General features: G+C 67.4%; 11 protein-coding genes. 3 read left to right on the forward strand and 8 right to left on the reverse strand.

Going from position 1 to position 13,367, the window contains the following annotated elements; all coding sequences use genetic code 11:
• Positions 1–80: 80 nt before the first annotated feature.
• From QM732_RS09635 to QM732_RS09650, 4 genes are all read right to left on the reverse strand, one after another.
• Positions 81–3,323, reverse strand: coding sequence for an efflux RND transporter permease subunit (locus tag QM732_RS09635; RefSeq protein WP_415655947.1), 3,243 nt, complete (start codon positions 3,321–3,323; stop codon positions 81–83).
• 28 nt (positions 3,324–3,351) lie between these two features.
• Positions 3,352–4,515, reverse strand: a complete 1,164-nt coding sequence (locus QM732_RS09640; protein ID WP_415655948.1) for an efflux RND transporter periplasmic adaptor subunit — start codon at positions 4,513–4,515, stop codon at positions 3,352–3,354.
• Positions 4,516–4,662: 147 nt separating this feature from the next.
• The gene (gene aroC, locus QM732_RS09645) at positions 4,663–5,766 is read right to left on the reverse strand and encodes a chorismate synthase (RefSeq protein ID WP_415655949.1); all 1,104 of its coding nucleotides are present in this window, start codon (positions 5,764–5,766) and stop codon (positions 4,663–4,665) included.
• Between the two features lie 108 nt (positions 5,767–5,874).
• Complete coding sequence (locus QM732_RS09650) at positions 5,875–6,342, reverse strand: CBS domain-containing protein (protein WP_415655950.1); 468 nt, start codon at positions 6,340–6,342, stop codon at positions 5,875–5,877.
• 72 nt (positions 6,343–6,414) lie between these two features.
• Here QM732_RS09650 and QM732_RS09655 point away from each other — a divergent pair, with 72 nt between their 5' ends.
• Entirely contained in the window at positions 6,415–7,719 is a 1,305-nt protein-coding gene (locus tag QM732_RS09655) for an O-acetylhomoserine aminocarboxypropyltransferase (protein ID WP_415655951.1), read from the forward strand.
• A complete protein-coding gene (locus QM732_RS09660; protein WP_415655952.1) occupies positions 7,716–8,525 on the forward strand; it encodes an alpha/beta fold hydrolase in 810 nt (269 codons plus the stop codon). Before QM732_RS09655 ends, QM732_RS09660 begins: the two co-directional genes overlap by 4 nt.
• Here QM732_RS09660 and QM732_RS09665 read toward each other — a convergent pair.
• Entirely contained in the window at positions 8,510–9,964 is a 1,455-nt protein-coding gene (locus QM732_RS09665) for a flavin-containing monooxygenase (protein WP_415655953.1), read from the reverse strand. The genes QM732_RS09660 and QM732_RS09665 overlap by 16 nt on opposite strands.
• A gap of 64 nt (positions 9,965–10,028) precedes the next feature.
• Between QM732_RS09665 and QM732_RS09670 the strand changes: the two genes are divergently transcribed.
• A complete protein-coding gene (locus tag QM732_RS09670) occupies positions 10,029–10,337 on the forward strand; it encodes an Mpo1-like protein (RefSeq protein WP_415655954.1) in 309 nt (102 codons plus the stop codon).
• 27 nt (positions 10,338–10,364) lie between these two features.
• On the opposite strand, the gene QM732_RS09675 is transcribed toward QM732_RS09670, so the two are convergent.
• Genes QM732_RS09675 through kbl form a run of 3 tightly spaced genes read right to left on the reverse strand, consistent with a single transcriptional unit; the run spans position 10,365 to position 13,352 of the window.
• A complete protein-coding gene (locus QM732_RS09675) occupies positions 10,365–11,177 on the reverse strand; it encodes a MipA/OmpV family protein (protein ID WP_415655955.1) in 813 nt (270 codons plus the stop codon).
• 37 nt (positions 11,178–11,214) lie between these two features.
• Positions 11,215–12,159, reverse strand: coding sequence for an NAD-dependent epimerase/dehydratase family protein (locus tag QM732_RS09680; RefSeq protein WP_415655956.1), 945 nt, complete (start codon positions 12,157–12,159; stop codon positions 11,215–11,217).
• On the reverse strand, positions 12,156–13,352 hold the full coding sequence (gene kbl, locus QM732_RS09685; RefSeq protein ID WP_415655957.1) for a glycine C-acetyltransferase: 1,197 nt from the start codon (positions 13,350–13,352) through the stop codon (positions 12,156–12,158). The genes QM732_RS09680 and kbl overlap by 4 nt, the downstream gene beginning before the upstream one ends.
• Positions 13,353–13,367 lie beyond the last annotated feature (15 nt).

Below are 13,367 nucleotides of genomic sequence, written 5' to 3' on the forward strand. Positions count from 1 at the left end.
ACACCAACAAAAAAGGGCCAGCCACCGAAGCGGCCGGCCCAGGCGCGTGAGCGCTCGAGGGATCTGGGTTCAGTCTTGGGTCATTCCTTGTCCGCCGGCATCGCGCCGGGCATGCCGTGCAGCGGCAACGCCGTGGCAGCGCCCGACTCGGCCGCCTGGGCCACCTTCTTCTTGTCGCGCACCAGATAGCTGTAGAGCACCGGCACGACGACCAGCGTCAGCAGCGTGGACGTGATGACGCCACCGATGATGGCTCGACCCATGGGTGCCTGGATCTCGCCGCCATCGTTCAGCGCGATGGCCATGGGCAGCATGCCGAAGACCATGGCGGCCGTCGTCATGATGATGGGGCGCATGCGGGTCAGGCCGGCTTGGCGCAGCGCTTCCGCGACTGTCGCACCTGCCTTGCGGGCATGGTTGGCGAAATCCACCAGCAAAATGGCATTCTTCGTCACCAGGCCCATCAGCATGACCAGGCCGATCATGGAGAACACGTTCAGCGTCGAGCGCCACAGCAGCAGGGCCAGCATGACACCGATCAGCGCCAGAGGCAACGAGGCCATGATGGCGATCGGCTGGACAAAGCTGCCGAACTGGCTGGCCAGCACGATGTAGATGAAGATGACCGCCAGGCCCATGGCCGCAAGCAGGCCGTTGAAGGCCTCGGCCTGCTGCTTGCCGGCGCCGTCCACCTTGAAGCTGATGCCCGGCGGCAGCTGCGTCTCCTTGATGAGCTTCTGCACATCGGCATTCACGTCCCCGCTGGGACGGCCTTGCACGCCAGCAAACACCGCCTCGCGGCGCTGCAGGTTCTCGCGGCGGATCACCTCGGGGTTGAACACGGGCTCGATGGTGGCGACCTGCTCCAACGCAATGGGCGCGCCGTCCTTGGAGAAGGCCACGGGCAGCTTGGCCATCTGCTCCACGCGCTCGCGCTGCTCACGCGGCAGACGCAGCAGCACCTCGACCTGGTTGCCGTCTGGCGTCGTCCAGTAGGTGGCAACCTCGCCGTTGACGTAGGCGCGCAAGCTGGATGCGATCTGCGGCGCAGTCAGGCCCAGCTCGCGAACGGCCGAGTCCTTCAGGCGCACGGCGAAGGCAGGCAGGCCAGGCTTGACGGTGGTGTCGACGTCCACGATGCCGGGGATTTTCTTGAGCTTGGCGGCGAAGTCGTTGGCAGTCTGCGTCAGCACCTCGGAGTCGGCACCCAGCAACGTCACCCAGACGGGCTTGTTGTTGCCCACGCTGACCTCGACACCCGGCAGCCGGGCGATGTCGGCGCGGATGGCGTCCTCCACCTCCTTCATCGTGCGACTGCGTTCGCTACGGTCCACGAGGTTGATGTTCAGGGCCGCCTGGTTGCGGCCGGTAGCCAAGTTGTCGCCCGTCGCTCCCACGACAGTGGAGACCGTCTTGATCTCGGGGTAGGCACGCAGCAGTTCCTCCACCTGCAGTACCTTGGCATTGCTGCGATCCACGCTGGAGGCGTTGGGCAGGCGCAGGTTGATCTGCGTGAAGCCGTTGTCTGTCTCGGGCACGAACTCGCTGCCCACCAGAGGGGCCAGCATCAGTGCTGCAACGAAACTGCCCACGGCGCCCCACATCACCAGGCCACGCGGAGTCAGCGTCGCGAAACGGAGGACGCGCTTGGCGGCCTTGTCGCGCTTGCCGGCGGCATCGAAGGGGCGGCCGTAGGCGGGAATCGGCGGCACGAAGACACGATAGCGACGGCCGGAGAAGGCCCAGTCAATCAGGTGCTCGTAGGCGTCGTGCAAACGCTCCATGGCCCAGTCAGTCGCACGGATCATGTGACCCAGGACCGGCCAATGGCGAATGCGTGCGCTTGGTGGGTCATGCCAGACCGAGGACATCATCGGGTCCAGCGTGAAGCTGACGAACAGGCTAATCAGCACCGCCACGGCGACGGTGATGCCGAAGGGGTAGAAGAAGCGGCCGATGATGCCGTTCATGAAGGCGACGGGCACGAACACCGCGCAGATTGCGAACGTGGTGGCCATCACCGCCAGGCCGATCTCGTTGGTGCCATCGGCGGCCGCCGTGCGATGGTCCTTGCCCATCCCGACATGGCGCACGATGTTCTCCCGCACGACGATGGCATCGTCAATCAGCAAGCCGATACACAGGCTCAACGCCATCATCGTCATGAAGTTCAGCGTGAAGCCGAAGGCATAGACCGCGATGAAGCTGGAGATGACGGCGATGGGCAACGTGAGGCCCGTGATGATGGTGGAGCGCCAGCTGTGCAGGAACAGGAAGACGATGGCCACAGTCAGCAGCGCACCTTCGATCAACGTGTGCTTCAAGCCCTTCAGCGAACCCTTGACCCAGTCGCTGTTCGAGTAGATGACGCGCAGCTCGACGTCCTTGGGCAACACCTTGCGAAGCTCCTCCACGGCCTCCTGGACCGCGTCGCCGGTGGCCACGATGTTGGCGTCCTGCTGCTTGAAGATGTTGAAGCTCACGGAGGGCTGGCCGTTGATGCGTGCGATGCTGTCACGCTCGCGTTCACGCTCAACCAGCGTGCCCAGATCACCCAGCGTCAGCGCAAGGTTGCCGCGGCGCGCGACAACGATCTGGCTGAAAGCCTTGGGATCCTTCACGCGGCCTTCGACGCGAAGCGTGGCGTCGGTGTAAGCGTCGGACAGCAAGCCCACGGGCTGGTCGGCGTTGGCCTCGGCCAGCGCCTTGGAGATCTCCGCCGGCGTCACCCCATAGGCGCGCAGGCGCATCGGGTCAAGGTCGATGCGCACCTCGCGAGTGACCATGCCGCCCACGTCCACCTTGGCCACGCCTTCCACACGCCCAAGGCGCTTGGAGACGATCAGGTCGGCCATCATCGACAGCTCGCGCGGACCACGGGTTGGCGACAGCAACGCCATCACGACGATGGGCTGGGCGTTCTCACCCTGGTAGCGGACGACCATGGGCGGCTTGGCATCCTTGGGGAACGCGGCCTGGGCCTGCGAGACACGGTCGCGCAGGTCCTGCATCGCGCGGCCCATGTCGGCGTTCAGGCTGAACTCGACGTTGCTCTGCACCCGGCCTTCGAAGCTGCGCGACTGGATGCGCTCGACGCCGGCGATGGTGTTCAGCGCCTCTTCGAGCGGCTTGGCAATCTCACGCTCGACGGCCTCGGGGCTGGCGCCAGGGTAGCGTATGTCGATGTATGCGCCTGGCGGCGAGATCTCTGGCATCTGCTCGACGCCCAGGCGGGCGTAGGCGAACATGCCCAGCACGCACAGCGCAACCATGACCATGGTCGCGAACACCGGGTTCTGGATGGAGACACGGGTGATCCACATGGTGGTGCCCTCTCTTATCGTGGTCTTGTTATTGAGTCAGCGTCGCCTGGCCCGCAGCCACGGCGATCTTGGACTTGGCCGAAACGACGACTGCCTTGTCGCCTTCGCGCAGGTTCTCGAAGCGCGCCCCCAGCACTTGGGCGTCGGGCTTGATGCCGTTGAGGATCTCGATACGGCCATCGCGGGCGTCGATACGGCCGGTCGTGACGATGCGGCGCGCCAGCGCGCCGTTCTCGATGAGCCAGACCTGCTCCTGGCCGGAGTTGCGCGTGATGGCCGTGATCGGCAGTGTCAGGCGCTGGGTGTCATCCTTCAGCACCACCTTGGCGACGGCGTACTGGCCGGCGCGGTAGAGCTCCTTGGGGTTGTCCAGCACCAGCGTCACGCCGATGGAGCGCGTGCCCGGCTCGGCGCTCGGCGCGATGCGCGCGATCTTGGCTTCGACGGGCTCGTCGACGCCCTCGACCCTGACCTGCACGACCATGCCCGGCTGCAGGCGACTCACCTCGTGGGTACCGACGAGGCCGGCCAGCTCCAGCTTGGCCAGGTCGACGATGGTCAAGATCTGCTGTTCGGCCGCCAGCTTCTCGCCCGGCAGGGCGTGGCGCTTGGCGACGACACCGTTGATGGGCGCCACCAGTGCGGCCTGACGCATCGTCACCTGGCTGGTGTCGAGCTGGGCCCTGGCAGCATTCCAGTTGGCGCGGGCCGACTCGTAGGCGGCTCGCGAGTTGTCCAGCGCCGTCTGCGCGATGAAGTTCTTGGCAGCCAGGCCCTCGTTGGCCTTGTAGCTGCGCTCAGCCTGCTCCATCTGCGCGCGCATGGCCTCGACGCTCGCACCGCGTTCCGCGATGCGATAGCGCAGCTCTTCCAGGTCGACCTGGCCGAGAGCCTGGCCGGCCCGCACGCGGCTGCCTTCGCCGACGGCGAGGTTGAGCAAGGTGCCGTTGGACTTGGCCCGCACGACGACCGTGCCCGGCGCCACCAGCGGGCCGCTGAAGTCGATCTGGGCCGGCATGGCGGTCAGCGTCGGCTTGACCACTTCGTTCGGCACGAACTCAAGCACCGTCTTGGGCTTGTCGTCGCCCGGCTTCTTCGGGCCGTCACCCTTGCTGGCCATGACGGCCACGCCGGCTCCGCCCACCACCAGCACCACGGCGGCAATGCCGCCCAACTTCCAAGACTTACGCATGGCTCCCCCAAACGCTCTCTGATACAGACCTTTGCAGTCTAGAAATCAGGGCGCCGCGGCGCAGCGTGCTTGTGACGAAACGCGGTTTGCGAGGGCTGAGCTGCACCGGCCGGCGATCAGGCCGTACCGGTGCGGACAGACTGCAGATCAGGCGGGACGAGCTGCGGGGATCGGCGCCACGGGCAACGCCACGTCACCGCATTGCGCCCTGTGACGAAGGGCATGGTCCATCAGTACGAGCGCCAGCATGGCTTCGGCGATGGGCGTGGCGCGTATGCCCACGCAGGGATCGTGGCGGCCGAAAGTCTCCACGGTCGCCGGGTTGCCGGCCCGGTCGATGCTGGCCTTGGGGCTGCGGATGGAGCTGGTGGGCTTGATGGCGATGCTGGCCACGATGTCCTGGCCGGTGGAGATGCCACCCAGCATGCCGCCGGAGTTGTTGCTGGCGAAGCCTTCACGACTCAGCTCGTCACCATGCTCCGTGCCCTTTTGCGCGACGACACCGAAGCCTGCACCGATTTCCACGCCCTTGACGGCGTTGATGCCCATCAGCGCATAGGCGATGTCGGCATCCAGCTTGTCGAACAGCGGCTCGCCCAGGCCAACGGGCACGCCGGTGGCTTCAACACGGATGCGCGCGCCGACGGAGTCCCCGGCCTTGCGCAGCTCGTCCATGTAAGCCTCAAGCTCGGCGATCTTGCTGGCGTTGGCGGCGAAGAACGGGTTCTGACTGACATGCTCCCAGCCTTCGAACGGGATCTCCAGGCTGCCCAGCTGCGTCATGCAGCCGCGGAACTCCGTGCCATAGGCCTGCTTCAGCCATTTGCGGGCCACCGCGCCGGCGCCCACCATGGGTGCCGTCAGCCGCGCCGACGAGCGGCCGCCTCCGCGCGGGTCGCGCACGCCGTACTTGCGCCAGTAGGTGTAGTCGGCATGGCCGGGGCGGAACGTGTCGAGGATGTTGCCGTAGTCCTTGCTGCGCTGGTCGGTGTTCTCGATCAGCAGGCAGATGGGCGTCCCGGTCGTGACGCCGTCATAGACACCGGAAAGGATCTTGACCGCATCCGGCTCGTTGCGCTGGGTCACGTGGCGGCTGGTGCCGGGGCGGCGGCGGTCCAGCTCGGGCTGGATGTCGGCCTCGCTGAGCGACAGGCCCGGCGGGCAGCCATCGATGACGCAGCCGATGGCCGGCCCATGGCTTTCGCCGAAGTTGGTGACGCGAAAGAGTTCGCCGAAGGTGCTGCCTGACATATCGTCAAATTCTAGGTGCGCCCCAGAAGGTGAAGGCGGCCTTCAAGGCCGCCTTCATGGGATGCGAACCGGCGCCTGCCCTCCGGCCGGCAGGCCGGGCGGCACGACTTACAGCTTGGGCTCGGCCTCGGCGGAGTTCTCTTCGACCGGCCAGTCGCGGATATAGGCCTTGAGCATGCGGTTCTCGAAGTCCTGGCTGTCGACGACCGCCTTGGCCACGTCGTAGAAGGAGATGACGCCCATCAGCGTGCGGCCGTTCATGACGGGCATGTAGCGCGCGTGCCGGCCCAGCATCATGCGGCGCACCTCGTCGATCTCGGTCTCGGGCGTGCAGGTCAGCGGGTGGTCGTCCATGACCGTGCGGACGATGGTGGAGCCGACCTCGCCACCGTTCTTGACGACGGCCTGGATGACCTCGCGGAAGGTCAGCATGCCGACCAGCTCGCCGTGCTCCATGACGACCAGCGAGCCAATGTCCCGCTCGGCCATGATGGCGAGAGACGCCTTGAGCGGCTCGTCGGGTGAAACGGTGAACAGGGTGCCGCCTTTGACACGCAGGATATCGACGACTTTCATAGGGGCCTCCGGGACGAAATGCATGGGCAACATAGCACACAATCCCCGCGCATCCACACCATAGAAAACACCATGCCGGGCTTCGATACATTGGCTTTGCATGCCGGCGCCACGCCCGACCCGTGCACCGGCGCGCGGGCCACGCCGCTGCACCTGTCCACCTCCTTCGTCTTCGAGTCCAGCGAGCATGCCGCTTCGCTGTTCAACATGGAGCGCGCGGGTCACGTCTACAGCCGGCTGTCCAATCCGACGACGGCCGTCTTCGAGGAGCGCATGGCGGCGCTGGACGGTGGCGTCGGCGCCATCGCGACGGCCAGCGGCCAGGCTGCGCTGCACCTGGCCATCTGCACGCTGATGGGGGCTGGCGGGCACATCGTCGCGAGCACGGCGCTCTACGGCGGAAGCCACAACCTGTTGCATTACACGCTCAAGCGTTTCGGCATCGAGACGACGTTCGTGAACCCCCGCGACCTGGACGCATGGCGCGCTGCCATCCGGCCCGAAACGCGGCTTCTCTTTGGTGAGAGCCTGGGCAATCCCGGCCTCGACGTGCTGGACATCCCCGCCGTCAGCTCCATCGCCCGCGAGGCCGGCCTGCCGCTGCTGGTGGATGCGACCTTCACGACGCCGTATCTGCAGCGTCCGGCCGAGCTGGGCGCGGACCTGGTCTACCACTCGGCCACCAAGTTCCTCTGCGGCCACGGCACCGTCGTCGGCGGCGTGCTGGTGGATGCCGGCTCCTTCGACTGGGAGGCCGCGCACGCTGCCAGCGGCCGGTTTGCCACGCTGTGCGAACCCTATGACGGCTTCCATGGCATGGTGTTCGCCGAGGAGAGCACCGTCGGCGCCTTCTTGCTGCGCGCGCGCCGCGAGGGCCTGCGTGACTTCGGCGCCTGCATGAGCCCGCACACCGCCTGGCTCATGCTCCAGGGGCTGGAGACATTGCCGCTGCGCATGCAGCGGCACGTCGCCAACGCCCAGGCGGTCGCCGAGTTCCTGGCCGCGCAGCCGCTGGTCGGCCAGGTCGGCTACCCAGGCCTGTCCTCCCACCCCGACCATGCGCTCGCGCAGAAACTGCTGCCGCGCGGCGCCGGCGCCGTGTTCTCCTTCGATATCAAGGGCACCCGCGAACAGGGCCGGGCCTTCATCGAGGCGCTGAAGATCTTCTCCCATCTCGCCAACGTCGGCGACGCCAAGTCCCTGGTCATCCACCCAGCCAGCACCACCCACTTCCGCATGGACGATGCAGCGCTGAGGAGCGCCGGCATCGGCCCGGGCACGATCCGCCTGTCCATCGGCCTGGAAGACCCGGCTGACCTCATCGACGACCTGAAGCGGGCGCTCAAGGTGGCGGCAAAGTCGGGAGGCGGCGCATGAAGCTCGCTGTCGACTCCCACGAGGTCTATGCCTACACCGGAGGCAAGACGTTCGACCCTGCCCTGCCCTGCGTCGTCTTCATCCACGGCGCGCTGAACGACCACAGCGTCTGGACGCTGCTGGCGCGCTGGTGCGCCCACCACGGCTACAGCGTGCTGGCCGTTGACCTGCCGGGCCATGGCCGCAGCGGCGGCGCGCCCCTGACTAGCGTCGAGGCCATCGCCGCCTGGCTGCACCGGCTGCTCGACGCGGCCGGCGTGCGCAAGGCCGCCCTGGTGGGGCACAGCATGGGCTCGCTGATCGCGCTCGAAGCGGCGGGGCGCGCCTCGACGCTCGTCATGGTCGGCACGGCCTACCCGATGAAGGTCTCCGAAGCCCTGCTGACGACAGCGCGCGAGCAGCCCGAGGCCGCCATGGCCATGGTCACAGCGTTCTCGCATTCGCTGGCCAGCGCCAAGCCCGGCTACCCCGGCCCGGGCAGTTGGCTGCGTGGCGGCGCCATGGCGCTGATGCGGCGGCTGCAGTCACGCCAGACGGCCGTCAACCTGTTCGAGAACGATTTCCAGGTCTGCGACCGCTATGCCGGTGGCGAGGCCGCGGCGGCCCGTGTGGGCTGCCCGGTGCATTTCATCCTCGGCGCGCTGGACCAGATGACCTCGCCCCGGCAGACCGCCGTCCTGGGGGAGCTTCTAAAGCCACGCATCCACACGGTGCCGGCCGGCCATGCGCTGATGGCAGAGGCGCCTGACGCCGTGCTGGCCGCGCTGAGGGGGGCGCTGAAGGGAGCGCTTCAGCCCAGCTCGTAGGCCGCCGCGTCGGGCCGGCGCACCGCTTTCACGTATTCGCCCGTGAAGCCCGGCCAGATCGCGAAGATGCGACCATTCTCGTCGCGGTACCAGGAGCTGCAGTGGCTCCAGACCGCCCCCGCCAGGCGACGCTGCACCGCGGCATCCTGGGCCGCGAAGACATCGGCCCGCACGGCGATCCAGCGCCGCCCCTCCTGTCGCACGCGTTCCATGCAGGCCAACACATGCGCGACCTGCGGCTCGATGAAGAGCAGCGTGGAGGTATGCCCCGTGCCGGTGTTCGGGCCTAGCGTCAGGAAGAGGTTCGGGAACCCCGGCACCGTCAGCCCGAGGTAGGCGCTCGGGCCGCCACGCCAGGCTTCCTCCAGCGCCTGCCCATCGCGCCCGATGATGCGCAGCCCGGCCAGCGGCCGCACCGTGTCGAAGCCGGTAGCGCAGACCAGCGCATCCAGTTCGTGCTCGCGCCCGTCCGCGGTTTGCACGCCGGTGGCCGTGACGGCCTGGATGGGCGCCGTCACGAGATCGGACTGCGCCAGCGCCCGGTAGTAGTCGTTGGAATAGATGATGCGTTTGCAACCCAGCGGATAGGTCGGCGCCAACCGCGCCCGCAGTGCGGGATCGGCCACCTGGCGGCGCAGGTGTGCGGCCGCGGCGCGGATCATCAGGCGTCGCGCCAGCGTGCCCTCGTCAAAACCCCGCCGCCCCAGCTCCAGCACCTGTACCCAGGCATGGCGGGCCAGCGCGGCATAGGCTGGCAAGCGCATCGCCCAGTGGTCGAGCCGGCCATAGCGCCGGTCCACGCACGGCAGGATCCAGTTGGGCGTGCGCTGGAACACGCTCAGGCGTGCAACGGCAGGGGCGAGTGCCGGCACCAGCTGCGCGGCGGTCGAGCCGGTGCCGATGACGCCAACGCGCTGGCCCGCAAGGTCGGCATCGGCGGGCCAGCGTGCGCTATGCAGCAACCGGCCGCGAAACCCTGCCAGGCCAGCAATGTCGGGCCAGCGCGGCCGGCTCAGCGGCCCGGTGCTGCAGACGAAGAAACGCGCGCTGATGGCACTGCCGTCATCCAGGCTCAAGCGCCAGCGGCCCGCCTCGGCATCGAAGCGGGCCTCGACGACGGCGTGGCCGAGCCGGATATGCGGCAGCAGGCCATGATCCTCGACCAGGCGCTGCTGGTAGGCATGGATCTCGTGCGCATCGGCGAAGCGGTGCGTCCAGTGCCGGTTTGGCGCGAAGCTGAAGCTGTAGGCAGGCGCGGGCACGTCGACCTGGGCCCCGGGGTAGCGGTTGTCCCACCAGGTGCCACCGATGCCGGCGGACTTCTCTAGGACCACGAAGTCCCGGATGCCGGCGCGCTGCAACTGGATGGCCATGCACAGGCCGGACATGCCGGCGCCGAGGATGACCACCTCGAAATCGCCCCCGGACAACGAATGCATGGGGTCATTATTGCGAGGGCATCCCCGCTTGCCGCCCGGGTGCAACCCGCGCTTGAATCGGCGCATGAGCACGGAACGCTTCTCCCGCTTCGCGGACTTCTATCCCTTCTACCTGGGCGAGCACCGGAACAAGGTCTGCCGACGTCTGCACTTCGTCGGCCTGACACTGGTTCTCGTGTGCCTGTGGCAGCTGTTCAGCACCGGGGCGCTCATCTGGCTGCTGTACGGCCTGCTGTGCGGTTACGGCTTCTCCTGGATCGGGCACTTCTTCTTCGAGAAGAACCGGCCGGCCACCTTCAGCTATCCGCTCTACAGCTTCATGGGCGACTGGGCGATGTACCGCGACATCTGGCTTGGCCGCATCAAGTTCTAGTGCCTGGCGCTACCGCTGGCTCGAGCCCTAGTTCCGCCAGGCGATGCCCAGGTTGGCATAGCTGCCGTTGCGTTGCTGCGTGAGGGGACTATCCGCGGCCGGCCCGAGCAGCCGGCTGGCCCCCACGCCGCCAAAGGCGAACCAGTGCTTGGACAACGGCCTCGTGAAGCTCACTCCGGCATGCAGGTCGCGCAAGCCCGCACCCGGGTTGTAGGCGGGCTTGCCGCTGGAGGCCACGGCAGACTCCGGCACACCGAAATAGCTGCGCATGTTCTGCGCATCACCAGCGGACAAACCGATACCGCTGGCCCATTCCAGCGTCGGGCTGCGGTAGAAGCGCCAGCCCAGGTCGATCCCGGCCGTCAGCCCGCCCTTGCGACCCAGCAGGTCCTGGGACAGGTTGGCGCCGAGGTTCAGGTCGGGCGCGAGGCCGTAGTTGGCGTAGACCCTTGCGCGCAGCGTGCGCTTCACATCCGGCAGCCCCTCGGTGGTGCTGGCGTCGCCGCTGCTGCGGCCGCTGTCCACGCGCAGTGCGACGCCCAGCCGCAGCTTGCCGCTGTCGACCAGCACGGTGCTGGCGCCCGCGCCGCCACCTTCCCGGCCGAAACCCAGCAGCGCGCTGCCGCCAGAGGTGCTGATGCGCCAGCGCCCCCACTGGAAAGCCCACAGGGGCTTGAGCTTGGTCTGGCGCGCGCTGGCACCGTCGTACTCCGGACGGCTCGCGACGGAGACACCCAGCAGGTAGCGGGCTGGTTGATCCTCGGGCTCCTGCTCGGCCTGCTGGGCGAGCGCGGGCAGGGCCGCAATCCCTGCGGCAAGGAGGAGCAGCGCGGACTTCATGGCTGCCAGCCTAGCAGGTTGCGCTGTCTGCCGACCTTCAGTTCCGCTTCAGTTCACGCCCCAGCTCATCGAGCATGTCGTCCACCATCGCATCCAGGCCATACCTCAGCTTCCAGCCCCAATCGGCCTGCGCAGCGGCGTCGTCGATGCGTTGCGGCCAGCTGGCGGCGATGGCCTGGCGGAAGTCGGGTTCGCAGTCCATCGTGAACTGCGGCAGGCGGCGGCGGATGGAGGCGGCGATCTGCGCCGGCGTGAAGCTCACGCCGGCGAGGTTGTAGCTGCCGCGCTGCCTGACCTGGTCGGCCGGCGCGTTCATCAGCTCGATGGTTGCCCGCAGCGCGTCGGGCATGTACATCATGGGCAAGGCCTGCCCCGCCTCGAGGAAACAGGTGTAGCGCCCCTCCTTGAGGGCTGCGTGGAAGATCTCGACGGCGTAGTCCGTCGTGCCGCCGCCGGGCGGTGTCTTCCAGCTGATGAGTCCCGGGTAGCGCAGGCTGCGTACGTCCACGCCGTGCTTGGCGTGGTACCAGGCGCACCAGCGTTCACCCGCCAGCTTGGAGATGCCGTAGACGGTGGTCGGGTCCATCACCGTCGTCTGCGGTGTGTCGACGGCCGGCGTGCTAGGGCCGAAGGCGGCGATGGAGCTGGGCCAGAAGATACGGTCCAGCTTCTCGTGCCGGGCCAGCTCCAATACGTTGAGCAGGCCCTTCATGTTCAGGTCCCAGGCCCACATCGGGTGCTTTTCGCCGTTGGCCGACAGTGCAGCGGCCAGGTGGTAGATCTGCGTGACCTTGTGGCGCTTGACGATGGTGGCAAGGGCTCCGGCGTCGGTCACGTCCAGCATCTCGTGCTTGAGCGTGGGCACACGTCCCTGCGGGCTGAGGTCGCTCGTGACAACGGCGTCGTTGCCGTGCAGTCGAGCGAGCTCGACGGCCAACTCGGTGCCGATCTGGCCATTGGCGCCGATGATCAGGATCTTCATTTGACGATCCCGAGTTCGCGTCCGGCCTGAGCGAAGGCGGCGACGGCCTTCTCCAGATGCTCGCGCTCGTGCACGGCCGAGACCTGCACGCGGATGCGCGCCTGTCCCTTGGGCACGACGGGGAAGAAGAAGCCCACCGCATAGATGCCCAGCTCCAGGATGCGCTTGGACAGCTCCTGGGCCTTCACCGCGTCGTAGACCATGATGGGCACGATGGGGTGGGTGCCAGGCTTGATCTCGAAGCCCGCGGCCTGGATGGCTTCGCGGAAGTAGGCGGTGTTGGCCTCCAGCTTGTCGCGCAGCGCGGTCGAGGCTTCCAGCAGGTCCAGCACCGCCAGCGAGGCACCCGCGATGCTCGGCGCCAGCGTGTTGCTGAACAGATAGGGCCGCGAGCGTTGGCGCAGCAGCTCGACGACCTCCTTGCGTGCGGCCGTGAAGCCGCCGCTGGCGCCGCCAAGCGCCTTGCCGAAGGTGCCGGTGATGATGTCGATCTTGCCGAACACGCCACGGTACTCGGCCGTGCCGCGGCCGGTGCTGCCCATGAAGCCGCTGGCATGGCACTCGTCGATGCCCAGGAGCGCGCCGTAGCGATCGCACAGTGCGCGGATCTTGTCGAGCTGGGCGATGGTGCCGTCCATGGAGAAAACGCCGTCGGTGAACACCAGCGTGAAGCGGGCGCCTTTCTCTTGCGCCTCCTTCAGGCATCGTTCCAGGTCGTCAAGGTTGTTGTGCTCGTAGCGGTACCGCTGCGCCTTGCACAGGCGGATGCCGTCGATGATGGACGCGTGATTCAGCGCGTCGCTGATGACGGCGTCCTGCTCGCCCAGCAGCGGCTCGAAAAGCCCGCCGTTGGCGTCGAAGGCAGCGGCGTAGAGGATCGCATCCTCACAGCCAACGAAGCGGGCGATGCGGGCTTCCAGCTCCTTGTGCAGGTCCTGGGTGCCGCAAATGAAGCGCACCGACGACAGTCCGAAGCCGTGGGTGCGCAACGCCTCGTGCGCGGCCTCGATCACCTTGGGATGTGACGACAGCCCGAGGTAGTTGTTGGCGCACAGGTTGATGACCTCGCGACCATCGGTCGTCTTCACGACGGCGCCCTGGGGCGTCGTGATGATGCGCTCGGCCTTGAAGAGGCCTGCTGCGCGGATACCGTCCAGCTCGGTCTGCAGATGTTGATAGAAGGCTTGGCTCATGGCGCCGCTCCTGGT

Origin of the sequence: Roseateles sp., assembly GCF_047654805.1 — a bacterium.
GTDB lineage: Bacteria > Pseudomonadota > Gammaproteobacteria > Burkholderiales > Burkholderiaceae_C > Pelomonas.

Excerpts from the sequence above, each read along its gene's own strand:
- QM732_RS09635 (WP_415655947.1), bottom strand. The coding sequence starts at position 3,323 with ATGTGGATCACCCGTGTCTCCATCCAGAACCCGGTGTTCGCGACCATG.
- QM732_RS09640 (WP_415655948.1), bottom strand. The coding sequence starts at position 4,515 with ATGCGTAAGTCTTGGAAGTTGGGCGGCATTGCCGCCGTGGTGCTGGTG.
- aroC (WP_415655949.1), bottom strand. The coding sequence starts at position 5,766 with ATGTCAGGCAGCACCTTCGGCGAACTCTTTCGCGTCACCAACTTCGGC.
- QM732_RS09650 (WP_415655950.1), bottom strand. The coding sequence starts at position 6,342 with ATGAAAGTCGTCGATATCCTGCGTGTCAAAGGCGGCACCCTGTTCACC.
- QM732_RS09655 (WP_415655951.1), top strand. The coding sequence starts at position 6,415 with ATGCCGGGCTTCGATACATTGGCTTTGCATGCCGGCGCCACGCCCGAC.
- QM732_RS09660 (WP_415655952.1), top strand. The coding sequence starts at position 7,716 with ATGAAGCTCGCTGTCGACTCCCACGAGGTCTATGCCTACACCGGAGGC.
- QM732_RS09665 (WP_415655953.1), bottom strand. The coding sequence starts at position 9,964 with ATGCATTCGTTGTCCGGGGGCGATTTCGAGGTGGTCATCCTCGGCGCC.
- QM732_RS09670 (WP_415655954.1), top strand. The coding sequence starts at position 10,029 with ATGAGCACGGAACGCTTCTCCCGCTTCGCGGACTTCTATCCCTTCTAC.
- QM732_RS09675 (WP_415655955.1), bottom strand. The coding sequence starts at position 11,177 with ATGAAGTCCGCGCTGCTCCTCCTTGCCGCAGGGATTGCGGCCCTGCCC.
- QM732_RS09680 (WP_415655956.1), bottom strand. The coding sequence starts at position 12,159 with ATGAAGATCCTGATCATCGGCGCCAATGGCCAGATCGGCACCGAGTTG.
- kbl (WP_415655957.1), bottom strand. The coding sequence starts at position 13,352 with ATGAGCCAAGCCTTCTATCAACATCTGCAGACCGAGCTGGACGGTATC.